The sequence below is a fragment of the Chryseobacterium sp. MIQD13 genome (assembly GCF_050496705.1).
In the GTDB taxonomy this organism is placed as follows: Bacteria; Bacteroidota; Bacteroidia; order Flavobacteriales; family Weeksellaceae; genus Chryseobacterium.
In genome coordinates this window covers 456,183-480,392 of record NZ_JBNWAF010000003.1, presented here as the reverse complement: position 1 = coordinate 480,392, position 24,210 = coordinate 456,183, and the positions used below count along the sequence as shown (strand labels likewise).

Here is a 24,210-nt window from a genome sequence, read left to right as displayed (position 1 = left end):
TGAACTGTAAAGTTCAGATGAATTGTATTAAATTTTACTTTAAAATCTATAGCTTAAGCTTAAGCCTGTTTTCGGATTTGAAAATCCATACTGATCCTGGATTACTGTAGGGTTGAAGCTTAAATCCGGGTCGTGGCGGCTTTCATAAAGATGTGCATCCACTACGGCATCTACAATGTTAAGAATGTAGATCAGACCTGTGATGGCTATGGCATAATCTCTTTGTCTTTTATACCTGTCCTGAGCATTACCGAAGGCTTTTTTATCAAGCCATGGATGGCTGTCGACAAATTCATTGGGTGTACCGTTAAGTTTTGCCACATAATATTCACGGTATTTTTTGTACTGGTTATTACTCCAGATCGTATATCCGATACCTGCTCCTACAGCTCCCCAGACAATAGGAATTTTGATATACTTTTTATTATAATACTGTCCCAATCCCGGAAGTACTGCAGAATACAGTCCTGCCCTTGTAGGATTCAGTTTGATGGTTTTCTTTGTAGGTCCATTTGCATTTTCGAGATCCTCAATGATCTTGGCTTCTGTTTTTGCAGGTTTCGTAGGCTTTACGGTTTTAGTAACAACTACGCTGTCTTTAGGAAGAGGCTCTACACGTACTGTGTCGCCGGGAGTTACCTGCGAATAAGCGAAAGCAAAAATGCACAAAAAGAATGTGAAAAATAGTTTCTTCATTATTTAATATGGGATAAAATATATTCCAGTTCTTCTTCATTTTTGAAGTCCAGAAGAATTTTACCTTTTTTTCCGTTTCCGGAGGTTTTGATTTCTACTTTTACATCTAAAATATCAGCGATTGTTTTCTGTGCTCTTTTATAATTGTTGGAAAGCTCAGTTTTTACTTTTTTCGCTGCCGGTGATTTAGGGTTTTTCAATGCTGCGGCAGCCTGTTCAGCCTGGCGTACATTGAGTTTTTCTTTAATGATCAGGTCAAATAAGATTTGCTGATGCTCTTCATTTTCAAGACTGATGATGGCTCTTCCGTGTCCTGCAGAAATTTCCCCGCTTCTGATCGCATTCTGAATATCAGGATTCAACCTCAGAAGCCTGATAGAATTGGTAATGGTACTTCTGTCCTTTCCTACTCTCTGACTCAGATTTTCCTGAGTAAGACCAATTTCATCCAAAAGTCTCTGATAAGTAAGAGCGATCTCGATGGCATCAAGATCTTCTCTCTGAATATTTTCAACAAGAGCCATTTCCAGAAGCTCCTGATCGTTCACCAAACGGATATAGGCAGGAATCGTCGGAAGTCCTGCAATTTTACTTGCACGGTAACGTCTTTCCCCTGATATGATTTCGAATTTCTCGCCGTCTTTTCTTAAGGTAATCGGCTGGATCACTCCTAAGTTTTTGATCGACAGGGCAAGTTCGTTTAATGCTTTTTCGTCAAAATAAGTTCTCGGCTGGGTCGGATTGGGATAAATATCTTCAAGGCCTACCTCTACAATATTTCCTACAAACTTATCTGCTCCTTCATCGGTAGCGGAGTTGACACTCGCTTTGGATTCCGCACTTAAAATAGCGCCCAAACCACGTCCCATAGCTCTTTTTTTGTCCTTCATAAATATATTTGATAATGATGGCTTAACTTTTACTTATAAATGATAATTGATGAATCATAAATGATTGATAACAACCTGTTCTGAATATTCATCATTCATTTACTGACTATTTACTGCTATTAATTTTTTACTAAATTTTCATTTTTCAACAGAACTTCTTCTGCTAGCTGAATATATTGGATTGCCCCTTTACTTTCCGCATCGTAGTTAAGGATACTTTCTCCGAAACTTGGTGCTTCACTTAGTCTTACATTTCTGCTGATGATCGTTTCAAATACCATGTCCGGGAAATGCGAATTCACCTCTTCCACCACCTGATTGGACAGTCTCAGTCTGCTATCGTACATTGTAAGCAGAAGACCTTCAATACCAAGGTCTTTGTTGTGAATCTTCTGCACATTTTTAATGGTATTCAAAAGCTTACCCAATCCTTCCAGTGCAAAATATTCACACTGAATCGGAATGATCACAGAATCTGCTGCAGTAAGTGCATTAACTGTAATAAGTCCTAAACTCGGTGCACAGTCTATAATGATATAATCATAATCATTTCTCACTTCTTCCAATGCCTTTTTCAGCATATACTCACGGTTTTCTTTATCCACAAGCTCAATTTCCGCTGCTACAAGGTCAATATGTGAAGGAATGATATCCAGATTGGGACTGGCAGTTCTTTTGATACATGTTGCCGTATCTGCACTGTGCTCCAGAAGATTATATGTGGAATACTGAACATCTTCCACACCAAGTCCTGAGGTTGCATTAGCCTGTGGATCAGCATCGATGATCAATATTCTTTTTTCCAATACCCCTAATGCTGCCGCCAGATTTACAGCTGTGGTGGTTTTTCCTACTCCTCCTTTTTGATTAGCGATACCTATGATTTTTGCCATTATTAGAACTTTAGGTTTCAAAAATACACTTTTTTCTTTGCTCTGTATGAATGGCGAAATTCAAAATTGAGTTAAAGTATTGTTAATAAACAGTTTAACAATTAAAAAAATTATCCACAAAAAAAATTCTTTGTGGATAACTTTTAAGATTTGTTTTTATGACTATTCAAAGTTCATTGTAATAGGAAATTTGAAATAACTTCTTACAGCATCACCTTGTTTATTTAAGCCTGGTTTCCATTTTCCTTTAATATTCTTAATGGTTCTGATTGCTTCATTATTAAATTCAGCATTCCCTCCATTTGCTTTTATACCGGAAATTGTACCATCTATTTCAACTACAAAAGTAATTGTTGTTTTCATAACTCCAGTTGCTCCATCAAAATCTGAACCGTCAAAATTATTCATCACTTTATTTCTGAAAGAATTAATTCCTCCTTCATAAGCTGCTTCAACAGCGAGATCTCCTCCAGTAACAATTTTACTCTTATCAACAGAAGGTGTTGTAGGAACAGTAGCTACTGGCCCGGTTGGTATTACCGGAGCTGGAGGAAGATATCTATCAGGCTTCACCGGATCTCCTTTGAAATCGTCTACTAACCCGGGACTTGCATCCTGAGGTTTCGTTTGTTTAATTGGTTCTATTGCATCAGCCGAAGGTGTTGGAACAGAACTATCAAATTGTTTCGTATGAGGGGGTGAAACAGGCTGAACCGGTTTTATAATTTCAACAGGCGGCCTTTCTATCTGATCAACTTTTTTTAATTTAATAACTACCGGAGGGCCGTCTACAGGTATATGCACAGACGGCTCACTTCTAAATGCTGATATTGCCAATGGAGTTATTGAAATCGCAGCCAATAAACTTACCCCCACAAAAAGCGCTTTGGTTAGTATTTTATCTGATTCATTTCTTAATACATAGGCACCGTATTCTTTGTTCCGGTGCTCAAAAAGAACCTCGTTAAAACGAAATTCCTGATTTTGGTTTAGGTGTTTCATCACTATTAAATATTTAAACTGTTAAAATCAGTGATTATTAGTTTTATGGGTTCTTATCGATAAGTATTGTTTCAATATCAAAACATTTGCCAAAATTTTGACAAAACATCAATATTTTAAAAAATATTATAACAAAATGTAAATTTTAACATTCTAATCAGCCTGAAATAGTCAAAAAGCGCATGTAATTCATTTTATTTTTCGCAAAAAACCCATTATTAATTACAAAATATATATCATAAAATTAAAAATAGTGAAAACCACATCAAAATATAGGAAAATCACTGAATAATTAATTTAAATACCAAAATACATTTGTACCATAGAAAATCGGGGACGCTGAAAACCAAAAAGAGTAAGCAATTTTAAAAACTTATAATTATGCCAACTTTAACTCAAGAAGCAAAAACAAATTCACTAATGAGTATGCTTTTAAAGCAAGTCTATGACACACTAACCAACGGAGGGAATCCTGAGTATCTGGGAACTGATGATTTCATCGCGTTTGATCCGGTAGGAATTACACTTTCAGAAGATACTTTTGATTATGCACTGAACGGATTATTCGGAGATGCTCCTTCTCCAAAGCCAATGCTTGACGGAACAGGGAAACCAATCCTGGATGCAAATGGAAATCCAAAAACAGACATGGAAGCTTACCAGACCGCCTTATCCAACAGCAAATTCAAAAAATATTTACAGATGGAACAGTTTGCAGCAATGGCTGATGCTATTCCTTCACAGCTTCCCCCACTTACCGAAGACGGAAAAGGAAGAGCTATTACCATTATGAACGATTCGCAAAAGAGGGTTTCCAAAGTATATGAGGATCTTTTACAATGGTCTGTGGTAGTGGATACAGATTTTGACCAGAAAGTAGAAAAAAAACTTGATTCTCTGAGAGACAAATTATTCAAAATAAAAAAGGTAAAGAATCCTGATTTTGATGAAAATGCTCCGGTGGATGACATGAACAAGCCCGAACTGATCCACACGTTTGTAGCGCCAACTTATGCAAAATATGTAGAATACCAGATGAAGTATTATGACATTGTGGACGCAAATAATGAGATCAGAACCGCAGCAGATAATGGTGACACGGATGCAATGGCAAAATTATCCATTGACGGAAAAAATATGAAAAAGCGTGAAGATGCAGCTTTAAAAGCATGGCAGTCTTTAGGATATAAAGAAGCTGTTGAAAGAATTCAAAATTACCTGAGCGAGATTGAAGAAAAACATATGTTGGTGATCAAAAAAAGAATTCAGGCTGAGTTCAGAAACAGCCAAAGAACAAGAATTTTAGATTATACGAACTATTCTCCATGCATCCCGGTAGCAGCCAATGCTTTGAGAGAATCAAAAGGCTGGCCTGAAATTTCTATCTCACAGGGAAAATCGAATTACGATTATTCTAAATCTATTCATAACTGGGGAGTTGCAGGAGGTTTCAGCATGGGGCTATTCTCCATCGGGGCAAAAGGTGGAGGAAAAAATGAAAAAACCCAGATAAAATCCGATTATACGAGTATGGATATTTCCTTTAAAATCGGAAAAGTAAGAGTGGAAAGAGGCTGGTTCAACCAACAGTTTATAGAATCAAAATACTGGAAACTTCATGAACAGTCGCCTCAAACACTGAACGGTGATATGATCAGTGACGGAAACGGCAAGGGATTAATGCCATCTATCATTACGGAACTGATTATTGCCAAAGATGTTTCCCTGAATTTCAAGGACAGCAGTTCAGCATACACTGAAGCTAAAAACTCTATAACTGCAGGCGGCGCTGTGGGAATAGGACCTTTCGTAATCGGAGGAAACTACAGCTACGATAATCAGAACGTAAAATCCAGCTATGAATGGGACGGTAAAAAACTGATCTCAAAAGGAATTTACATCATCGGCTACAAATGCCATATTGTACCAAAATCTCCAAATCCGAATCCGGAAATCAAAAAATGGGCAGACGGAAAATCCTAACCTAATATATCCTTCTCAATAGAATAGCCGGCAGAAATTCTTTTCTGTCGGTTATTCACCTAAACTAAAAACAATAACCATGAAATATTTTGTAGCCGTCTACCAGAAACTCAAAAATATCTACATGTCACAAAGCTCGATGGAGAATGACCTGCCTATGATCTGTCCCTCTCTTCGTATCTATGACAATGAGGAATTAGAGCTTCTGAAACCACAGAGCCTGCTGAATGATGAACAGAAAAAAGCGCTTTCAATCATTAAAAAACAAAATGTAGCTTATGAGCTGAACTCTGTTCCTATTTCAGCTAATTTCTGGGACTTAAATCCCAATAATTCTTTATTTGATATTTACAGGGACATTCTGGATAAAAACAACCTGAAGAATTTAGAAGAAAATCTTGATAAGGTCCTTGAGAATAAAAGCACTATTCTTTTTGATGCCAAAAACAGCGATACCAAAGAATTTAAAGCTTATAAAAAATACAGGGTTTTATATGAAGATTCCATCAATAAAGTTACAGATCATCTAATGTTGTTTGACGGTCTTGATACAGATGAAGAAAAAAGCAACTGGAACGACAGGCTTGTGAATTTAAACAACCTGAAAGAGCTGGCCTTTTCTGAATGGAAAGTAAAAGGCAGTAAAGATAATATTGAAAAGGAACTGGCAAGAATCAACAGATCATCCGATGCTGATCTTTATCTCGCTATGGCACAAAATGCAAAACACACTTTTGAAGCTGCCGAGAAAATGGATGTGATCAACAATTCTTCAATTCATGACATCAATTTTATTCCATATGATTTTATGGAAAATGAATCAGGATGGAACAGCATTCGTATTGAAAGGTCTGAACTGGACGGACTTCATTCTGAAGCAAAAAACAGCAATGAAAGTCTTCCTTCAGAAATTTTGTCCATAGATTATGATGAAAGCATGATCCAGGCTGTGGAAGTGGACTATTCCTTTGTACACCTGAAAAGAAACTGGTTCAATAAAAACTTTATGCTGTCCGGTTATTTTGAATGGAATGAGCCTAAAAAAATATCAGACGGACAAACAATCTCCAATGATTTCAAGCTTCCTGCATTTCCGAAAACCATGATCCTGATTAAAAACCTGAAAGTGATTCTCGATCCTTCCATCAACGCTGCCAATGTAAACAATACTGAACAACTTGTTTATTTCGGGCCTATGATCATGAAACAACAGGTTTTTATCAATAAAAATAATAACCAGAAGTTCCTGAAAGCAATTACCAATGTAAAAACAATCAAATCTGATCAGCTTAATTATCTGGCCAAGAAAACAGCTATAGCCGAAGCCCAGAAAACAGCCGTCATTAATAATTTTTCAGTCAAAACGGCTGCAGATCCCGAACCTGCACAAAATATAAAAGCTGCAGCCAGTACAGCATTTGCCGGAAAAATAAATACGGGGGACCTTCTTGATACTATTAAAAATTTAAGGCCTCTCAATCCTGTTCCGCACGGAGCCAGTCCGGTACAGCCTGCACCCCAGCCCACCACTCCCATTAAAGGACCATGGGGATCATGGGGGCCTAAATTTCCAACTATTCCAATACCCACTCCCACTCCGGTACCAACGCCAATACCGACACCAACTCCCATCCCCGTTCCGGCACCACCCACAGATGCCGTTGTACAGTTCAGGGTTTCAGACAAAATCAATAATGAACCTATTTACAAATGTGCCATTTCAATCAAAGGAACCAATAATAACAGGATTTTTGAAATTGAAAGCAATGAGTCAGGCATAATCAGCCAGCTGATTCCTTTCGGGGAATACAGCATTGAACTAAGGATTGATGATTATTCAGTTTTAAATCAGAATTTTAGCGTTACCACCGCAATGCCACTTAATCTGGAGTATAAGCTTCAAAGAGAGGAAGTGAAATTCAAATCCTTTTTCCTGATTGGAATGATCTGTGAGAAAATGCCGCAGATACCGGTTAGTTAGATATCAGATTCCAGACTTCATATATAAAACATCAACATACAAATATCGAACTTCAAATTGTGACATTTATCTAAAAAATTCATCATTCATCATTCATCATTCATCATTCATCATTCATAATTCATAATTCATAATTCATAATTCATAAAAATTATCACCATGAAACTTTTAAAATACTATACAAAGGCACCGGAAGTACTTACTTTATGTGAGATTCTTTACAAACTCGGCTATGATCTCAGAATTACAGATTCATTCACTTTGGAAGTGGATGCAGCCGTGAAAGATTTTCAAAGAAAAAATTCTCTGGTTGTGGACGGAATTGTAGGGGTAAAAACCTGGGCCGTCCTTTTTGAAAAAGACGAAAGACCCGAAAGCCAAACTAATAAATTCTTAAAAGAAGATGATCTGATCAATTTCGCCAACGAATACAGCCTAGAACTGGCCGCAGTAAAAGCGGTAAATGAAATTGAAAGCAGTGGAAAAGGGTTTCTGATCAATAACAGGCCTAAAATATTATTTGAAGGTCATGTTTTCTGGAATGAGCTTAAGAAAAGAGGTATTGATCCCAGCTCTTATTGCAATTCAGAGAGCCAGAACGTGCTTTATCCGAAATGGACAAGAGCATACTACGAAGGCGGCGTGAAAGAATACGACCGGCTGAATGAGGCAATCAGCCTGGATAACAACCCCAGCTTCAAAGAAGCTGCACTGTCCTCTGCTTCCTGGGGAAGTTTTCAGATTATGGGATATCATGCTAAAAACTTAGGCTATGCTGATGTAAACGATTTTGTTTCAAAAATGGAAATGAACGAAGGTGAACATTTGAAAGCATTTGGAAGGTTCCTGGAGAAAAATGGCTGCCTGATTCATCTCAGGAATAAAAACTGGGCAGGATTTGCAAAACTTTACAACGGCTCAGGGTACAAGGAAAATAAATATGATGAAAAACTTGAAAGGGCTTATGCTAAATATTCACAGAATTAAATAGATAAATTGTTTTTTTAATTCCCGCGGATTCCGCAGATTGTACAGAGAAGGTTTTTTCTCTTGAATTTGTAGATTTTGCGGGATTTTTTTATTTCTAAACAGATTAAAACCACCCCGCCAAAAATTCTTTGAATTTTCGCCACCCCTCCAGAGGAGGGGAATTTTGATCTGACAAATTTTAGTGATTAAAAGAAATTTATTTTTTTTATAAAATACGTTTCAAAAGCTACAAATTGACAATCAATCGGTTATATTTATTATTTTTTAACATTAGTTTAACATTTTTGCTTATCTTTGCTTTTCGTCAAATACCCAAGGATGTCTTTATATCAAAAAATTGCAGAAAAACTACAGTATATAAGTCCGAGTTTTTACAAAAAAAGATATTTTAAGAGTTTAAACAATCTTACTAAAGATAATTTTTCGGCACGTAATGTAGAACCGGAACTGGTATGGATCAAGGAGTACCTTCCCAAAAATGCTGTAATACTTGATATCGGGGCCAATGTAGGAACTTTTCTTTATCAGTTGGAACATAAGCTGAACCACGAGCATATTTATGGTTTTGAGCCGAATAAGAAACTTTACCGCCGCCTGAAAAGGCTTTTTCCAAGAATGAGAATATTTCCTCTGGCACTTTCTGACGAAAATACAACAGCTGAATTTAAAGTTCCGATCATTAATGGCAAACTGATTGCCTCACGGGGAACTTTAAATACCTCTTACAAAGAAAAAGGCGAGGAGAAAAGCTATACGGAAAAGGTAAAAGTGATCAAGCTGGACGAATGGGCTGCTATAGAACATTTTGACAGACTGGATTTTATTAAAATAGATGTAGAAGGTAATGAAATGAAAACCCTTTCCGGAGCAAAAAAAATAATCAAGCGGTTCCTTCCGACACTAATGGTGGAAATGGAACAGAGACACCACGAAAAGCCTATCTGGAATGATATTTCTGAAGTAAAAAGCTGGGGATACGAAGCAAAATATCTTAACCGCGACAGTTTTAAGCTGGAACTCCTCACGGAAGAGATCCTGATATACAACACCAATGATGAAAAAAACAAAACCAGCTATATAAACAACATTATTTTTACGCCAAAAAACCATTAAAAAGACATTATGAGTGTAGTAGCGAGACAGGGCTTCAAATATTCCATCATAGGTTATATTGGTTTTCTGCTGGGTACCATATCCGCCATTTTTATTTTCCCGTATAACTTCGAGTTTTACGGAAAACTCCGTTATATCCTGACTGGTGCTGAAATGCTGGTTCCTATAGTGGTTATGGGTATTTCTTATTCAAATGTGAAGTTTTTTCACAGGGTGGAAAAAGACGGCAAAAAACAGAATATGCTGTCGCTGTCGCTGCTTACGGTATTCATTAATTTTATCATTTTTATGGGTGTATTTTTTATACTCCCCTATTTTTCCGAAAAGTTCAAACATTCGGAGGCATGGAAACTTAAGGAAATGATTCTTCCGCTGATCCTTATCCTGTCTTTTTGTGCTATTTTTAATAAGTATACATCCAATTACAAAAGAATTGTAGTTTCCAATATTTTCGACAATCTTTTTCCTAAAATAGCAAACCTTGGAGCTTTTTGCCTGTTTGCTTATTTTTTACTGTCTCAGGAAATAGCATTTGCCTTCTTTTTCGCAATGTTTGCTTTAATACTTTTCGGATATATTTACTATACCAATAAACTTGAACGGATAGAACTGGATTTTAATACGGATTATTTCAGGAAGGACAATTTCTGGAAAGAGTTTTTTAACTACAGTTTTTTCGGATTTTTGGGAACTTTTGGAAATTATCTGGCAATCAACAGTGTGATGATTGGGGAATTTATGGGAATGGAGGAAGCCGGAATTTATTCTGTTCTGTATGCTCTGATTTCACTGATCTCTATTCCTCAGCTGGGATTATTTAATATTTCAGCTCCGATTATCAGTAAAACATTGGCAGACGGTGATATGGAGGAACTTGACAGGTTTCATAAAAAGACGTCTTTATCTCTATATTTTTTAGGTGCCGTTCTGTTTTCATGCATTATGGTAGGCTTTCCTTATCTGACAGAGTTTATGCCTAAAAACGGAACTATGTTAAGAGAATACGAGCCTGTGGTTTGGATCTGGGGATCTGCCGTTTTAATTGATCTGGCAACCGGTTTTAACGGAAATATTATTTCACTTTCCAAATATTACAGATTTAACATTCTGATTATGCTTCTTCTTGCCGGGCTTACCGTTGGACTGAATTATTATTTCATTAAAAATACAGATCTGAAACTGATTGGAATTGCCTTATCTACAGCCATTTCACTTACGACTTACAATGTCATTAAAGTTGCCTTCAATTATTTTGTTTTCAAAGTTTCTCCGCTGACTATTGAAATGATTTTCGTTTCCATTATCTGTACTTTAGCAATTACTGTGGCCATTGTACTGCCAAATTTCAACAACAACTTTATCAATCTGGTGTATAAGCCTGCTGTTGTTTTGATTCTGATCTATATCGGAAATTATTTTACAAAAGTATTCCCACTCGAGGATTATCTGAATGCAAAATTTATTAAAAGTATTTTCAAATTCAAATAGAAATCAAGCCGGAAAGAACATCTTCCAGCTCATGCAGGACTGTCGCTTTATTATAGCTTTTCTGAAAATCAAAATGGTCCCTTTTGAGGGTTTTAAACTGCTCCAGAATATTTTCTTCCTCAGGAACAATGAATTCCAGTTTTGAAGGATAATCTTTAGGGAAAACAGCTATTTTTCCATATTTAATGGCATCCCCGAGGTTTCCTGTCATTTTAGTCACCCCATAGGTTTCCTTCCTGCTGAAAAATTCTGCTTTCTGACGGATAGGACACCATAAAACATCTGCCTTCTGCATCCATTTTTCAAAATCGGTATGGGAAACCCTGTCTGAAAAATATTGTATGGTGACATTTTCCGGAAGTCTGTGAGATAGATTCACCAATTGTTTCAACTCATCATCTTTAGCCTTTCCAAGAAATATAAATTCACATTTCTCTTGTGTCTTCAGGTTTTGAATGGTTTTAAAAACATGATGATAATCCCTTCTCTTTTGTGAAACACCCCCGGGAATTACAACGGTAAGATGATCATTTTCCTGTCTTTCAAAATTTTCACTGTAAAAAAGGGGTAAAAATTTATATCTGCCGGATACAAGTTCTTCATCCAGCACCATTAAATTTCTTGCATTTCTGTATGCTTTTGAAGTGTAAAACAAGCCTTCCTTCCACCAAAGTTTCAACCGGTAAATGATATCTCCCTTAAAAATACTTTTCATCAAAGTACCTTTTGAAGCTACGGAAAAATTCATATTATGAACAATAACAGCTGTATTATTATATTTCTGAACCAGTGCATGAAAGGTATTGAAATACCTGTGAACGGTTCCGATAATAATTAAATCATACTTCTTTAATTTCAGCTGTTCCAGAAGCATGGAACTGTCGGATAAAAATACCTGCTCTCCATCTTCTTCGACCAAATCCTTAATCTTTTTTGAAAAATAATAATCTACATTAAAATCTGAAGAATGTTTCATAATATTGATGAAAGCCTGTGCAATTTCTGCATGGGTATCTATTTCTATGTAAGCGATTTTTTTCAATTAGAGATCAGAGGTTAGGATTAGCAAATATAAAATGTTTGATTGAATTTCAATCTTTGTTCTTTAAATGATCAGATTTTCAGCCACTTCTTTTTCAACATTTTCCATCGTTTGTCGTTGATGAATTTTTGCTCCTCTTTCGATATTTTCAGTTCCAGCTTTTCAGATTTGCAGGTTTCGTAAGCTTTGATAATTTTAAAGAAGAAAGAAACTGATTTGCTTTTTGCAGCTTCCTTTGCAGAAGCAACATAAGCAAGAAATCTGTTCAGTCCCAGAAAGTAAAAATACCTTCCGTAATAATCTGCAGGTCTTATGGTATAATCTGCACCCTTTACCTTGATCAGCTTTACCTGCATTTCGGGAAGAACAATTTCTTTCCAGCCCAGATTTTCCAGAAGAATGGAATCAATATTATCCCATCCCAGTGTTTCCCTCAATCCTCCCATCTGAATGAAGCATTCTTTGCGGTAAGCCTTCATAGGTCCCCTTACATGATGTTTATTTGAATTTCCTTCATACACCCAGCTTCCTTCTTTTTCTATATACAGCAAACCACCAACAAGCCCATATTCAGGATTATTTTTAAAAGCATTTTCTATTGTTTCAAGATAATTTCCGGGCAGGATAATATCTGCATCAAACTTACAGATGATATCAAATTCATCCGTATTCTGAGTCTTAAGTCCGCTTTTGAATGCATTCACGACTTTTGAACCCGGCTGATGAGCTGATTTCTGAAGATCCACCGTTTCAAAGCGGGGATCATTTTCCGTATATTTTCTGATGATTTCCTGCGTTTTGTCTGTAGAACCATCATTAACAACAACGGTTTTAAAGTCTTTAAAGCTCTGCTGCTGTAAAGAATCCAAAGTAAACGGAAGATTTTCTTCTTCGTTATGGGCAGGAATTATGATTAAAAACCTCACGTCTTTAAATTATAAATAATGAATGATCAATGATAAGTGATTAACTGATGTAAGGTCATTATTCATCACTTATCATTGATCAACTATGATTTTATTTGTTATGCGGTTTCAGCATGTTTTTAGGATCAAGAATTTCATCTAATTTTTCCTGGGAAAGAACTCCTTTTTCCAAAACCAGATTATAAACACTGTTTCCGGTTTCCAGAGCTTCTTTTGCAATTTCCGTAGATTTTTTATACCCGATATATGGATTAAGAGCTGTTACGATGCCAATGCTGTGTTTTACCATATTCAAACAAACCTCTTTATTAGCTGTAATTCCTACCACGCATTTCTCACGAAGCGTATCCAAAGCGTTACACAGGAAATTAATGTTTTCCATAATAGCGTGGGAAAGCACCGGCTCCATTACATTAAGCTGTAATTGTCCTGCCTCTGCGGCAAAAGTTACGGTAAGATCATTTCCAAATACTTTAAAACACACCTGGTTTACTACCTCCGGAATTACCGGGTTTACCTTTCCGGGCATGATGGAAGATCCGGGCTGCATCGGAGGAAGATTGATCTCGAATAATCCTGCTCTTGGACCTGAAGAAAGCAGTCTCAGATCATTACAGATTTTCGATAACTTCACTGCAAGACGTTTTGTAGCGGAAGAATAGATTACATAAGAACCAGTATCCGGTGTAGCCTCAACAAGATCCGGTGCGGAAACAACAGGAAAACCGGTGATTTGAGCCAGATTTTTTGCACAAAGGGTTGCATAACCTACCGGAGCGTTCAAGCCTGTACCGATAGCTGTTGCACCCATATTGACTTCTACGAAAAGACTGGCGTTATTATTTAATTTAGAAATATCTTCTTCCAGAGTGGCTGCATAGGCCTCAAATTCCTGTCCCAAAGTCATTGGAACTGCATCCTGAAGCTGGGTACGGCCCATTTTGATCACATCATGAAATTCTTTTCCTTTGTCACGGAAAGCTTCAACAATTTTTTCAAGCCTGTCCACAAGCCCGATATTCATCTGTAAAAGTCCCATTTTGATGGCTGTAGGATATGCATCGTTAGTAGATTGGGAAAGGTTGATATGATCATTTGGTGAACAGAATTCATACTCACCTTTATTTTTTCCCAGTTTTTCCAAAACGATGTTGGCAATTACTTCATTCGCATTCATGTTGATTGAAGTTCCGGCTCCTCCCTGAATCATATCTACAGGAAACTGTTCGTGATATTTTCCTGCTACAATATCATCACAGGCTTCTGCTATTTTGAAATAAAGATTTTCATCAAGCAGACCCAATTCATAATTGGTTTTCGCTGCTGCTTTCTTCACAAAAGCCAGACCTTTGATAAAGTCCGGATATGAAGACAGAAGCTGTCCCGAGATTTTGAAATTATTGATCGCTCTCTGCGTCTGTACCCCGTAATAAGCATCTGCAGGCACATTGAGTTCGCCTAGCAGGTCACTTTCTTTTCTGAAATTTTCCATTACAGATTTTTTTTACTTTTTTATTTTTAAATATAGCAAAAAACGCATCTGAAACGATGCGTTTTAATCATTATTTCGCCGGATATTTTTGATTTAAAGCCTGAAGGATTGCCCATGTTTCGGCATCCATAATTCCGTCATAATTTTGCGGACGGAAATGGTATTGGAAAGCTTCAATTGTTTTTTTCGTACCATCATCCCATTTACCGCTCAGATCCAGATAGTATCCGAATTTCTGCAAAGCTGTCTGAATAAGAAATATGAACGATGAATCGTTATACTTTAACGGCACCTCTTCTTCTGCCAGTGCAAGAAAATTCTGTTTTGCCGTTTCATCATACCACATTCCGATCTGGTATTCATCATAAAGCTTTTTCCATGGGAACAAAGGTCCCGGATCCTGCTTTCTTGTAGGCGCAATATCCGAGTGGGCAAGTACATTGGTTGCTGGAATCTGATACCGGGTTACAATATCTTTAGCAAGTGCCGCTACTTTTTTTACCTGATCATCATTGAAAGGCACAAAAACCTTTTTCCCTGAGGCATCTGCTGTATATCCTGTATTAACAATTTCAATTCCTATAGAAGTATCGTTAAGGTTTTTATCATTTCTCCAATTACTTACACCCGCATGATAAGAACGTTTGTTTTCATCCACCAATTGGTAGATTTCGTTATCTCCTGTATTATTTACCAGGTAATGAGCACTTACACCCTGCTGGGTAAGAACTGTAATAGATTTATCGTCAGGCAGTGCTGTATAATGTAATATAAGATAACGCTGTCTGAAGTTTTGTCCAATGGCTGGAAAATAAGTCTTTACTACTTTATATCCGGCTGGTTTTGCTGATACAATGGAACCATAGCTGGCTGTATTGTCATTGTTTTTAGGATCAGCAAGATTGACTGTGAAAAACTCTGCTCCGTGATCGTTCGTAATTTTAGGTTTCGGAGCTGTGGCTACCGGGGTTTTAACTGCCGGTTTTACCTGTGATACCGGGGTTTTTGGCTTGTAAGTATTTTTCGTTACATTTTGCTGGGAAGTACATGAAAAAACAAAAGTACTTAATCCGATGATATATAATGTCTTACGCATCCGTTTAATTTTTTAATCATTTATCTCCTCAAAAATACACAAATTTTTCTTGAATTTTATTTGGTAAATAAAGAAATCTATTCTATATTTGCACTCGCAATAACGGAACAACGATCATTAAAAAATAAGAAAAAAGGAGGGTTGCCAGAGTGGTTAATGGAGCAGTTTGCTAAACTGTCGACGCGAAAGTGTCGCAAGGGTTCGAATCCCTTACCCTCCGCATTTTTTCTTACATCAATATACACTTCGGGGCGTAGCGTAGTCCGGTCATCGCGCCTGGTTTGGGACCAGGAGGTCGCAGGTTCGAATCCTGCCGCCCCGACTGTTTTAGTAGTTTTCTCAAAATTATTTAATGGGTGCGTAGCTCAGCTGGATAGAGCATCTGCCTTCTAAGCAGACGGTCAAAGGTTCGAATCCTTTCGCGCTCACATGACCGACCTTTGAAATTTTTAAAATTTCTGGTCGGTCTTTTTTTGTTCGTAACTTACTGTTAGATAAGAAGATATATTCTACAATCGAGTTGAGTTTTGGTGTTCGAAACTTAGTTCCGTCAAATTCCAGCTTTTCCGGATAAATCGAACACGCAATCGTTCTTTTAGCTTCGCAATCCCCCTGTTTATAAAGCGTTGAGATATTTGATACAGCGTGCAATGCTTTTTCTAATTTTGCTGTAATATCAAATGCTTTTGATTCTGAAGTTAGCCTACTCAATTTTTCCTCAAGCTTTTCAATTTGTTCTTTACTCTCTTTTTTTATTTCTTTATAATCATCTTCATCAAGTTTATCTGATAAAAACAAATCACGGGCTTTGGATACTTTTTGATTTAACCCATCAATATCATGTGAGATTGATTTTCTTCTGTCGTCTAAATTTCCGGTAAAATCTTTATAGCTGCTTATCAGGAGTTTTTTCAAAATATCATTAACAACAGGATTAAATTCAAACTTTGTGAGTTCTTTTTCAAATGCCTGATTAAGCAATTCAGAACTGCACCTGAATCCACATTTATAATTACAATGATAGTAATAATAATGTTTAGCCTTACCTTTTGAACCGCTTGCTGTAAGGTTATTGCCACAACGGGGACAGATCAGCATTCCCCGTAATGGAAAGCGTTCATTGGATAGCACTTTTCCTCCTGGTCTTTTGGGTTTCTTTCTGCCATTTATAACATCCTGAACTTTATTGAACAGGGATTCACTAATAAGAGGTTCATGCTTGCCAATAATATAATGAGCTTCTTCCTGTTTGTATTCCCCAATATATATTTTACCACAATATACTGGGTTACGCATGGCCATGAGAAAGGTATTTCTGGTAAGCTCTTTTCCTTCTTTTTTATTCATCTCTACTCTAACGTGTTCGGAAGGAATTATCCCCTTGGCTACTTCATTAAAAGCCCAAATTATATTAGAGGCTTCCGGCTCTTTAATGGCAACATACTTCTTCCCATCTTCCGTACATTTATTGATATATCCATATGGAGCAGTTCCCATCATACGTCCTTCTTTTTTGGCCTTACGCATTCCATAGAATGTGTTTAATGCTCGACGGTCATTCTCAACTTCAGGAGTAGATAAATAGATTGCAAGCATCAGTTTATTTTCAGGAACGGACATATCTAAGGGCTGTTCAATAGCTTGTGTTGTTACCCCATGTTTTTTTAAAAGGTTTATCATCTGATAAGCATCACCCGCATTCCTGCTAAACCTATCCCATTTGGTAAATAAAACAAGATTGGTTTTAGTGCTTTTCTTTTTAATATATGTTATATAATCATTCCATTCGGGACGGTTAAAATTCTTTGCGGAATGGTCTTCATAAATGACTTTGCCAACAGTAATATTATTACTAAAGCAGTATTTACGTAATCTTTCATCTTGATCTCTTTGAGAATATCCTTTATCCGCCTGTTCATCAGTAGAAACACGGATGTATAAATCTGCGGTTATCATAAAAATATGTGTTTTAGTGGGTTAGGAAGTAAGTAGGTTGTGGAAATTGTAACGAATGTACAAAACTTTTATTCAGACAAGAAAAATTCTTTAAGAGTTATTTTAGTCAGGGTATAAAGAAACTCTAGAATCTGTTCAGCTTCCTGGTGATTTACCTCTATACCACTCTCTTTAAATTTTTCCATAATCTGCTCAGGAGATATTTTTTTCACAGTTATCTGTGAATGATGTATCAATTGTTTTATGATGGGCTTCCCTTCTGAATCTTTTTTCATCTCCTGTTATTTCTGTACTATCCTGTGTGGTTTCCCTTCTATACAAGACAGCAGCTTACTAAATAACTGAAATAGCTATTACAGATTCAGATTGTGGGTTATGGCAGTATAATTTGGCACACATAGTCTCCAAGCATTAAAGGTTTTATTTTTTCTTTTTCTCCGAAATTTATTCGGTAATGAGAGGAGAAGCTTATTTGTTTTCTTTCTATTGATAATATATCTTTTCTATTTTCAATTCTATTTTTCATAACTGACATTTTTTTTATTCGTATAAAGAGCCGGAGTATGCCTGATTCGTTTTCAGGAGCACTAAAAAGGTAGTGTTTAGCAGCAGCAAGGTTTTGGTGAAAAATACTACCCATCGGGTGGAGATTTTTTGCCAAATCCCCTGGGACCTGACCTTGCTGTTGCGTTAAGAACACGAATATACCTTTGCTCCTAAAATGAATCAGGCATATTCTGGTTTATTTAATAAAAAAGAGGAAGTAATGAATCAATAAAAGGCAAGTAATGCATAAGACAAAATATATCTGTCCGGATAAGTATAAATTATCCTATATCTAAAATCAACTTCCAAAGAAAGAAGTAATAAAGATATAATAGAACTTACTCTTAAAAGGGTAAGCTATCTATACAGGTTGATAAAGGGTACAATCTATTTTCTAACTTCTTCTTATTTCAAGCAGTTAAAAGATTCTCCTGATTTTAGCTGATCTATTCTTATGATTTAAGTTTTTGAATTAATGCTTCAATAAGCTGATTCTGATTATTGAGCAATTGAGTAATATCTTTCTGGTTAGACATGACACTTTCAATTAGTTCTGCCGAGTGTACATTAAAGGTGGCATTGTATACTGTGCCTATTGCATTTGAAGAATAAGAATCGAATGTATTATTCGATATAATATGCCCGGCATCATCAACTAATTCTTTCAGATCTATGCCATAGATATTGCTAATTTTAAACAGGTTTTCCAAGTCTGGTCTTACAGCGTCAGATTCCCATTTCGAATATGCCGGCTGCGATATTTGCAGCTTATCCGCTATCTCTTGCTGAGTATATCCTTTATTATTTCTTAGCCTTGTCAGCTTGGTTCCAAGTGTCATAGTCATAGGGCGATTTTTATCTGGCTAAAATATAAATTTTAAATTTATCATGTACAATCCTATTACAATGAGAGTATAAATATTTTGCCTGATAGGATTTTTTCTTCAATTTATTTTTTTATATTTGATTTATGGATTTTTGGACAATTATAGGTGTTGTTTCTTCTGTTTTCGGGATTATATCATTCCTGAGAAACGATGCTATGTTGTTTTTACCTTTAAAAAAAAACATATTTCTACACGAAGTGAAATAAACAATTAATCAGGTTGCATAACCCTGATCGCTTTCCTATAGCACTTTCACGAAAGATTCGCCAGTATATTTTTTTACAACAATTCAATTTATAAATTCTAAGTCTTTGGACCGTGTATAACATGATTTTGTTTTACTGATCTATTGTACATAGTAACAAGAATTCTATCCCCTATTTCCTTTGCTCTTCTAAGGAGCTTTATTTCAACTGCATTTAAGCAATCTTCCAAATGGTCAAGACTATAAAAATTGAATAAAATATATCTGTATGTATTTTATAACTTAAGTTATAAAGATTATAATCTGAGTTATAATGAAGATGAGATTATTATTATACTTTAGTCATCGATGATATATCCAACCAAAAGCAAGAAAACTGCATTTATATTTAATGCGACAGGTTCTGTCGCTATGCTGAATTAGCTTTGTCATAACAATAATGTAAAGGATTAGATTCACCCTAACAAATCAAATGAAAAATATAGGACTTTCCCCATTGTGAGAAATAAATAGAATTAATAAGTTCGCGACGCTAAAACCAACATGCCTATGAAAAAAAATTATTCATGTGCACTTATAATGTGCACTCTTCTATCTGTATCTGCTCAGGAAGTATTGTGGCAAAAAGATATTAAATCCAATACCCAGGATTTTCTAAGCCAGGTTACCACAACAATAGACCAGCAATATCTTATTACCGGAAGCAGCATCCAGTCAGCCCCTTCGACAGGCTCAGGGATCTCAAATAGTAAACAAAATAACGGTTACGATTTTCATGTTGTAAAGCTGAACCAGCAGGGAGAAGAAATCTGGGAGAAATATTTCTCAGGACAGAACCATGATTACCTCTCCGCAACTGTATCCACTCAGGAAGGCGGTTTTCTTCTGGCCGGTACAAGCTATTCTTCAAAAGGACTGGATAAGAAAGAAGATTCGAAAGGGGGTTCCGATATCTGGTTAATCAGATTGAATGAATTTGGAGATGAACTATGGCAAAAGACACTGGGCTCCTCTTCAGATGAAGAGGCCAGATCCGTAATTCAGAGTACAGATTTAGGATTTTTTGTTGCCGGAAATTTGCAAAATTCTAAAAAAGGATATGGTTCCAAAGATGTTTTGATTATTAAAATGGATAAGGACGGAAAAGAACTTTCTCAAATCGTTTTAGGAGGAAAAGGCTTGGACGAGGTAGAGAAAATAATTCCTACCAAAGATGGCGGCGCCTTGTTAGGGATCTATTCAAGAAGCAATGCCGGAGGTTCCAAGAAAACAGAAAACTATGGTGAAGGAGATTACTGGATCATCAAACTTAACAAGGATGGAAAAACAGAATGGGAAAAGAACTTTGGAGGAAAAGGAGATGACCATATACGAACACTTGCTTTAACATCTTCCGGTTATTTGATTGGTGGAGAATCCAGATCTGAGAGATCAGGCAATAAAGCTGCAGGTATAGAAGAGGGAACTGATTTGTGGCTTATTTCCTTAAATGAAAGAGGTGAAGAGCTTTGGCAGAAATCCTACAATTTTGGAAACAGGGATATTCTGATGGGAACAAGTGTACTTTATTCAACGGATGATAAATCTTCGAAGGGAATTCTTTTAGGGGGCTACACCCAGGCAGAAGGCAAGATACAGACTGATGACGAAACCTTCTGGATGCTGTATCTGGATCAGAATGGAAATGAGAAGTGGAGAAAACACGTGAAAGGTGAATCCAGAAAAAGGGAAGAAAGACTTTCAGATATTAAACTGAACAGAGACGGATCCATCATTCTGGCAGGAACCAGCGCAGAAGAATTGGGAAAAGAGAACTGGAAGATTGTAAAGCTGGGAGATAAGCAGCTTGACCAGCTGATTGAAAAGCAGGACATCAAAATTTATCCGAATCCTGTTTCAGATTATGCTTATGTGGAAATAGGCTTTGATTTTAAGGAAGCTGAAATTCTTTTATATGACATGAGCGGAAGACAGCTTCAAAGCCTGAAAACAAAGAATAAAGTTACTAAGATTAATACTCAGAATTTAATTCAGGGAGCTTATTTGGTGACGATAAAAACGGATACTAATAAAACAGCAAGTGCTAAACTAATCAAGAAATAAACAATGATGAATAAATTAATAAATGGAAAGGAATATCTTCTTTTCCTACTCTTATTTTGTGCCGGTAATATGTATAGCCAGCAGAGCTTAGGAGAAGGGAGTACAGCTCCTATTGCCTCACCTTCAATGGCTTCAATGTCAAGATTTACGGACAATCCCGTAAATCAGGTGACGGGTCAGCCTAATATCAATATTCCTGTTATAGAGATTCCAATACAAGATAAAAATATTAAAAATGTCTTTAATTTAAGTTACAATCCTGTTTATGTATGGGACAGTAATTTTTCAGCTAGTGATGTTGGTGCAGGCTGGAGCTTATTTGGAGGAAGTGTAATTTATAAAAAGATTGTTGAGGAACTTGATGAAAGGTATGATGATATATCAAGACCGGAATATCAAAAGAATGCTTTTGATGATTTTTACTATTACAACTTACCAGGTATATCCGGTAGATTTCAGATCAAAAGAGATGTGGTTAACAATACTTTTAGCCTTGTTAACATGACTCCCAACAATCTGAAATTTGAATATCAAAGAAGTACTAATACCGCGACATTAAAAGTTGAAAACTTTACCATTACAGATGGAAAAGGATATAAATATATTTTTGATGACTTTGATTACGAAATGCGATATGACGAAGATTTTTTTATTCCTAGGAAAGGATATAAATCCGCCTATTTTTTAACCAAAATAATAAGCCCCATTGGAAAGATACTGGCAACTTATAATTATGATAAAAAGTCAAAAAATAGAGCTTCTACCGGAGAACTGATGTATCAGTACTGTAAATTAAAATCTGTAGATACGGATCTGGGGAAAGTGATATTTGATTATCAGTTTGATGAAAGCTTAAGTGGAACTCCGAATGATCTTTACAGTCTGAAAAAAATAACATTAAAAAACTCTCTTGATCAGATTATTCAAACCTACACTTTTAATTATATAACCTCTGCCGAGCCATATGAACAAACCCTGAGAAAAAGGCTTCTTTCTTCTATTGTTACGAGTAACAGAAATGATGCAGAAATCGAAAGGACTACATTTGTTTATAATCAGGAAAATAATAACTTCCTGCCAACGGTAAACAACAGTTATTGTGATTGGCCAGGATCAGCACCTCAAAGCTTTTACACTAATTATAAGTTTACCAATGTTCTGGAAAAAATAATTTCGCCATCTAAAGGAGTTACACAATATGAGTATGGAAACCATGAATACTTCTTTGAATATACACAGGAGTATCTGGATTCCATTTTACCTACCTATATTGATTCGGATATTCAGACTGTTGTGGCACAGCCCGATTTCCAATTTAATAGGGCTCAGTCAAATACTTATACTTTTACAATTTCTGGAGATCCTAATAAGAAAGTGGGTTTCATGTTTTCTTTTATTGTGCAGGGCTATGGTGAAACTCCGGGAACCGGCAATCCTCTTGATCCTGAGCCGGAACCATTTCATACTGATTTTACAATCAGCAGCAGTTCCGGTGAAGTATTGTATGGTAAAGAATGTTTTCCAAAAACAATTGAGCAGGCCCAAAACACTTATTATGGCTACCCTGGAACATATACGGTACAGTTTTCAGGGCCAGGAAAAAGCTATGGTATTTTTCAGATCTATGAAATTAAACTTAAAACAGGACCAATCCGAAAAGCAAAAAATACAGTCCACTATGGGCATATCCGGTTAAATAAAATTAAATACTATACAGGTATTAATGAGACTTCTCCCATCAAAACACTGATTTATAATTATGATAATGTAGAAGGTACAGGTTCGAGCGGCTATGTGTTTAATTATGACAATGATAGCAAGATGAGTCCTAACGATGGTTTTATTATGTATAAAAATATAAAAATCTCTGAAGCCGGAAACGGATATACAAGAATTTCTTACCTGACTCCGGATGATTATCCTAAATACCAGGATGGAGGTACTCCACAATTTCCTGTATATTATTACCCATACTATAATATTACAAAAGAAGGCCTGATTTCAAAAAAAGAAATCTACAACGAGCAGAATCAATTATTACGTTCTGAAAACTATACATATGAGCTTAATAATTTTACTGATCAGGTTCGTGAATTTTATATTAATTACGGTTTGCATCTTACAAAGCCGGCTTTTGTAAAAAGAATTTCACAGGCCAATAAAGATTATACAAAAACGGGAAGTATGGTAGAAAGTAAAAAAGAAACCGTTATCAATTCTTCTAATCTTGGCCCCGATTCAATAAAGGATATAACTTCAGATGGTAATGCCATAGAGCAGCAGTTTATATACCCTGCCGGTACCTCCGGATATGCCCACCTTGAAAATGCCCATATTCTATCAGAAGCTGTTCAGACTATCAATAAGAATAATGGTAAAACAGTTTTAAACTCTCAGGTTAAATTTGCAAACAATAGCCTTTTGCCTACTTCAGTTGTTTTTGTTAATCCGAATGATAGCAGTACCAAGACAAGTATAACCTATGATCAATACGATTCCGCAGGTAATACCCGTCAATATACGAGTGTGTCTGATGAAAGTACAGGAAAAGGTTTCCCTTCCGTTATTATTTGGGGATATAACAATACAATGCCTATTGCTAAAATAGAAGGAGCTACTATAACGGATATAGCAGGATTGGCAGATAATATCATATCGAAATCAAACTTAGACATTGATGCTGCTTCTGAAACAGAGCTTATTAATGCATTGGACGCTTTCAGAACAAACACTGCGTTAAAAAAATTCCAGATTACTACATATACTTATGATCCGTTAATCGGTATTACAACACTGACTCCGCCAAACGGGGTAAGAGGGATTTATAAGTATGACCAGAATAACAAATTGAAGGCTGTTGTTAACGTCAACGGAAATATTATCCAGGAATATAAATACAATATCAAACAGCCATAAAAACA

General features: G+C 36.2%; 18 protein-coding genes, 3 tRNA genes and 1 pseudogene. 10 read left to right on the top strand and 12 right to left on the bottom strand.

Features of this window, described 5'->3' with window-relative positions; genetic code table 11:
* Positions 1-39 precede the first annotated feature (39 nt).
* From ACQWU4_RS14500 to ACQWU4_RS14485, 4 genes are all read right to left on the bottom strand, one after another.
* Positions 40-696, bottom strand: coding sequence for a DUF5683 domain-containing protein (locus ACQWU4_RS14500; protein ID WP_429936461.1), 657 nt, complete (start codon positions 694-696; stop codon positions 40-42).
* Positions 696-1,586, bottom strand: a complete 891-nt coding sequence (locus tag ACQWU4_RS14495; protein WP_429936460.1) for a ParB/RepB/Spo0J family partition protein — start codon at positions 1,584-1,586, stop codon at positions 696-698. Before ACQWU4_RS14495 ends, ACQWU4_RS14500 begins: the two co-directional genes overlap by 1 nt.
* Positions 1,587-1,705: 119 nt before the next feature.
* Positions 1,706-2,479, bottom strand: a complete 774-nt coding sequence (locus ACQWU4_RS14490) for a ParA family protein (protein ID WP_429936458.1) — start codon at positions 2,477-2,479, stop codon at positions 1,706-1,708.
* 162 nt (positions 2,480-2,641) lie between these two features.
* Positions 2,642-3,481, bottom strand: coding sequence for an energy transducer TonB (locus ACQWU4_RS14485; RefSeq protein ID WP_429936457.1), 840 nt, complete (start codon positions 3,479-3,481; stop codon positions 2,642-2,644).
* Positions 3,482-3,862: 381 nt separating this feature from the next.
* Here ACQWU4_RS14485 and ACQWU4_RS14480 point away from each other — a divergent pair, with 381 nt between their 5' ends.
* From ACQWU4_RS14480 to ACQWU4_RS14460, 5 genes are all read left to right on the top strand, one after another.
* Positions 3,863-5,464: a hypothetical protein gene (locus tag ACQWU4_RS14480; RefSeq protein ID WP_429936456.1), complete on the top strand. Its 1,602-nt coding sequence runs from the start codon at positions 3,863-3,865 to the stop codon at positions 5,462-5,464.
* 79 nt (positions 5,465-5,543) lie between these two features.
* Positions 5,544-7,445 (top strand): hypothetical protein, encoded by a 1,902-nt coding sequence (locus ACQWU4_RS14475; RefSeq protein WP_429936455.1) that lies wholly within the window; start codon positions 5,544-5,546, stop codon positions 7,443-7,445.
* A gap of 159 nt (positions 7,446-7,604) precedes the next feature.
* Entirely contained in the window at positions 7,605-8,432 is an 828-nt protein-coding gene (locus tag ACQWU4_RS14470; RefSeq protein ID WP_429936454.1) for an N-acetylmuramidase domain-containing protein, read from the top strand.
* A gap of 321 nt (positions 8,433-8,753) precedes the next feature.
* Positions 8,754-9,548, top strand: coding sequence for an FkbM family methyltransferase (locus ACQWU4_RS14465; RefSeq protein ID WP_429936453.1), 795 nt, complete (start codon positions 8,754-8,756; stop codon positions 9,546-9,548).
* A gap of 9 nt (positions 9,549-9,557) precedes the next feature.
* Positions 9,558-11,036, top strand: a complete 1,479-nt coding sequence (locus ACQWU4_RS14460; RefSeq protein ID WP_429936452.1) for a lipopolysaccharide biosynthesis protein — start codon at positions 9,558-9,560, stop codon at positions 11,034-11,036.
* Here ACQWU4_RS14460 and ACQWU4_RS14455 read toward each other — a convergent pair.
* The 4 genes from ACQWU4_RS14455 to ACQWU4_RS14440 all read right to left on the bottom strand — a co-directional run bounded on the left by ACQWU4_RS14455 (position 11,029) and on the right by ACQWU4_RS14440 (position 15,592).
* A complete protein-coding gene (locus ACQWU4_RS14455) occupies positions 11,029-12,078 on the bottom strand; it encodes a hypothetical protein (RefSeq protein WP_429936451.1) in 1,050 nt (349 codons plus the stop codon). The two genes, ACQWU4_RS14460 and ACQWU4_RS14455, sit on opposite strands and share 8 nt — an antisense overlap.
* 71 nt (positions 12,079-12,149) lie before the next feature.
* Positions 12,150-13,004, bottom strand: a complete 855-nt coding sequence (locus tag ACQWU4_RS14450; RefSeq protein ID WP_429936450.1) for a glycosyltransferase — start codon at positions 13,002-13,004, stop codon at positions 12,150-12,152.
* Positions 13,005-13,095: 91 nt separating this feature from the next.
* Complete coding sequence (gene aspA / locus ACQWU4_RS14445) at positions 13,096-14,496, bottom strand: aspartate ammonia-lyase (protein ID WP_429936449.1); 1,401 nt, start codon at positions 14,494-14,496, stop codon at positions 13,096-13,098.
* Between the two features lie 70 nt (positions 14,497-14,566).
* Complete coding sequence (locus ACQWU4_RS14440; RefSeq protein ID WP_429936448.1) at positions 14,567-15,592, bottom strand: N-acetylmuramoyl-L-alanine amidase; 1,026 nt, start codon at positions 15,590-15,592, stop codon at positions 14,567-14,569.
* A gap of 135 nt (positions 15,593-15,727) precedes the next feature.
* Here ACQWU4_RS14440 and ACQWU4_RS14435 point away from each other — a divergent pair.
* The 3 genes from ACQWU4_RS14435 to ACQWU4_RS14425 all read left to right on the top strand — a co-directional run bounded on the left by ACQWU4_RS14435 (position 15,728) and on the right by ACQWU4_RS14425 (position 16,020).
* Positions 15,728-15,812: transfer RNA gene (locus tag ACQWU4_RS14435), tRNA-Ser, on the top strand.
* Positions 15,813-15,839: 27 nt separating this feature from the next.
* Positions 15,840-15,914: transfer RNA gene (locus ACQWU4_RS14430), tRNA-Pro, on the top strand.
* A gap of 32 nt (positions 15,915-15,946) precedes the next feature.
* Positions 15,947-16,020, top strand: a tRNA-Arg gene (locus ACQWU4_RS14425).
* A 568-nt stretch (positions 16,021-16,588) separates the two neighbouring features.
* Here ACQWU4_RS14425 and ACQWU4_RS14420 read toward each other — a convergent pair.
* From ACQWU4_RS14420 to ACQWU4_RS14405, 4 genes and pseudogenes are all read right to left on the bottom strand, one after another.
* Positions 16,589-17,548 (bottom strand): annotated as a pseudogene (locus ACQWU4_RS14420) (recombinase family protein); the annotation flags it as partial.
* Positions 17,549-17,616: 68 nt separating this feature from the next.
* Positions 17,617-17,823, bottom strand: a complete 207-nt coding sequence (locus tag ACQWU4_RS14415; protein WP_429936447.1) for a hypothetical protein — start codon at positions 17,821-17,823, stop codon at positions 17,617-17,619.
* A 98-nt stretch (positions 17,824-17,921) separates the two neighbouring features.
* Complete coding sequence (locus ACQWU4_RS14410; protein WP_429936446.1) at positions 17,922-18,188, bottom strand: hypothetical protein; 267 nt, start codon at positions 18,186-18,188, stop codon at positions 17,922-17,924.
* A 358-nt stretch (positions 18,189-18,546) separates the two neighbouring features.
* Positions 18,547-18,939 (bottom strand): helix-turn-helix domain-containing protein, encoded by a 393-nt coding sequence (locus ACQWU4_RS14405; protein WP_429936445.1) that lies wholly within the window; start codon positions 18,937-18,939, stop codon positions 18,547-18,549.
* A 796-nt stretch (positions 18,940-19,735) separates the two neighbouring features.
* Here ACQWU4_RS14405 and ACQWU4_RS14400 point away from each other — a divergent pair.
* Together ACQWU4_RS14400 and ACQWU4_RS14395 are read left to right on the top strand one after the other, a co-directional pair.
* Positions 19,736-21,289 (top strand): T9SS type A sorting domain-containing protein, encoded by a 1,554-nt coding sequence (locus ACQWU4_RS14400; RefSeq protein WP_429936444.1) that lies wholly within the window; start codon positions 19,736-19,738, stop codon positions 21,287-21,289.
* A gap of 3 nt (positions 21,290-21,292) precedes the next feature.
* The gene (locus tag ACQWU4_RS14395; protein WP_429936443.1) at positions 21,293-24,205 is read left to right on the top strand and encodes a hypothetical protein; all 2,913 of its coding nucleotides are present in this window, start codon (positions 21,293-21,295) and stop codon (positions 24,203-24,205) included.
* The last annotated feature ends 5 nt before the right edge of the window (positions 24,206-24,210 follow it).

Coding starts and splice junctions, on each gene's coding strand:
- ACQWU4_RS14500 (WP_429936461.1), bottom strand. CDS start 696: ATGAAGAAACTATTTTTCACATTCTTTTTGTGCATTTTTGCTTTCGCT.
- ACQWU4_RS14495 (WP_429936460.1), bottom strand. CDS start 1,586: ATGAAGGACAAAAAAAGAGCTATGGGACGTGGTTTGGGCGCTATTTTA.
- ACQWU4_RS14490 (WP_429936458.1), bottom strand. CDS start 2,479: ATGGCAAAAATCATAGGTATCGCTAATCAAAAAGGAGGAGTAGGAAAA.
- ACQWU4_RS14485 (WP_429936457.1), bottom strand. CDS start 3,481: ATGAAACACCTAAACCAAAATCAGGAATTTCGTTTTAACGAGGTTCTT.
- ACQWU4_RS14480 (WP_429936456.1), top strand. CDS start 3,863: ATGCCAACTTTAACTCAAGAAGCAAAAACAAATTCACTAATGAGTATG.
- ACQWU4_RS14475 (WP_429936455.1), top strand. CDS start 5,544: ATGAAATATTTTGTAGCCGTCTACCAGAAACTCAAAAATATCTACATG.
- ACQWU4_RS14470 (WP_429936454.1), top strand. CDS start 7,605: ATGAAACTTTTAAAATACTATACAAAGGCACCGGAAGTACTTACTTTA.
- ACQWU4_RS14465 (WP_429936453.1), top strand. CDS start 8,754: ATGTCTTTATATCAAAAAATTGCAGAAAAACTACAGTATATAAGTCCG.
- ACQWU4_RS14460 (WP_429936452.1), top strand. CDS start 9,558: ATGAGTGTAGTAGCGAGACAGGGCTTCAAATATTCCATCATAGGTTAT.
- aspA (WP_429936449.1), bottom strand. CDS start 14,496: ATGGAAAATTTCAGAAAAGAAAGTGACCTGCTAGGCGAACTCAATGTG.
- ACQWU4_RS14440 (WP_429936448.1), bottom strand. CDS start 15,592: ATGCGTAAGACATTATATATCATCGGATTAAGTACTTTTGTTTTTTCA.
- ACQWU4_RS14415 (WP_429936447.1), bottom strand. CDS start 17,823: ATGAAAAAAGATTCAGAAGGGAAGCCCATCATAAAACAATTGATACAT.
- ACQWU4_RS14410 (WP_429936446.1), bottom strand. CDS start 18,188: ATGGGTAGTATTTTTCACCAAAACCTTGCTGCTGCTAAACACTACCTT.
- ACQWU4_RS14405 (WP_429936445.1), bottom strand. CDS start 18,939: ATGACTATGACACTTGGAACCAAGCTGACAAGGCTAAGAAATAATAAA.
- ACQWU4_RS14400 (WP_429936444.1), top strand. CDS start 19,736: ATGAAAAAAAATTATTCATGTGCACTTATAATGTGCACTCTTCTATCT.
- ACQWU4_RS14395 (WP_429936443.1), top strand. CDS start 21,293: ATGATGAATAAATTAATAAATGGAAAGGAATATCTTCTTTTCCTACTC.